Raw genomic sequence first — 1,116 nt, 5'->3', positions numbered from 1 at the left:
CATGGATATAAACGGTAATAATGTGGACTTAACCGGAAATTTAACAACCCCTTTGGGATCTACGGTCGTGGATCCTACCAATACATCTGGTACATATTCTGGCATCTCGATTGGGGGAGCCGTTGGTGGAGGAATCAGTTTACAGGCCGGAGTAGTTACTGATAATTTTGGAGATAAAGGCCTATATTTTACATTTGGGGGACATGCTGGATTTGGTGGAGGTATAGGAGTATCTTCAGGAATAGCAACACCTTCGAATAATCAAACTTTTAGTGTCAGTGATTTTGCAGGTGAGGGGAATTCCGTAAGTGTTGGCCTTGGTATAGGGCCACTAGCTGTTGGAGGATCGTATGGCGGAAGTAAAGGCAACGGATTTGGAGATTTCGGTAACCCTACCAAAGAAACTACTAGATCCTACTATTCTTATGGTGGAGGTCAATCTTCTCAATATCCTTCAGGGCTTAGTTTTAAAATGGGGGCAGGTATTACAGGAGGGGTAACTGTAGATAGAACAAAAACTTGGGTTTTGAAGTTTTAAATTGAAATATTATGAAAATTAAGTATGATAGTGTTTTTATAGTGTTAAAATTTGTTTTGTTTTTCGGATTTATTTTTTTTGGAATTTTATATATAATAAACGTAAAAACTGTAGAGAATTCACTTAAAATAGGTTTCAAAAGAGAAATCCAAAATGAGTACTGTGGAATTCTGGTAAAAAAGTATTATGATAAGGCAAATCACAATAGCCCAATTATTGTTTTTTCGAATAATACTTCAACAGGATTAAACGGTAAATTTTGGGGACAAATGGAAGAAGGAGATTCGATAAGTAAGATTAAAGGTGATTCAATAATTCAGGTGTTTAGAGGTGGTAAAAGAATTGATATTGAAATTGCGCCATTCTATCAAAAAGCAATTCAAAATGAAATTGAGAAAAAGAATAAGCGATAATTAGTACGATTACGGCGTGCGTTTTTACGATGCTGAGATAGGTAGATGGAATGTGGTGGATCCGCTGGCTGAGAAGATGCGGAGACATTCGCCGTATAACTATGCATTTGATAATCCAATCATGTTTATTGACCCGGATGGAAGAGAATCCACAGGGTGGATCAG

General features: G+C 37.1%; 1 protein-coding gene and 2 pseudogenes. All 3 read left to right on the top strand.

Annotated elements, in window-relative coordinates:
- A pseudogene (locus AC07UV_RS25670) lies at positions 1-538 on the top strand (hypothetical protein); the annotation flags it as partial.
- An 11-nt stretch (positions 539-549) separates the two neighbouring features.
- Positions 550-951 (top strand): hypothetical protein, encoded by a 402-nt coding sequence (locus AC07UV_RS25665; protein WP_495185849.1) that lies wholly within the window; start codon positions 550-552, stop codon positions 949-951.
- 4 nt (positions 952-955) lie between these two features.
- Positions 956-1,116: pseudogene (locus tag AC07UV_RS25660) on the top strand (RHS repeat-associated core domain-containing protein); the annotation flags it as partial.

The sequence above is a fragment of the Sphingobacterium sp. GW821-FHT03E03 genome, assembly GCF_059420745.1.
The sequence above is the reverse complement of the archived record's forward strand: the minus strand, read 5'-3'. Positions and strand labels throughout refer to the sequence as shown.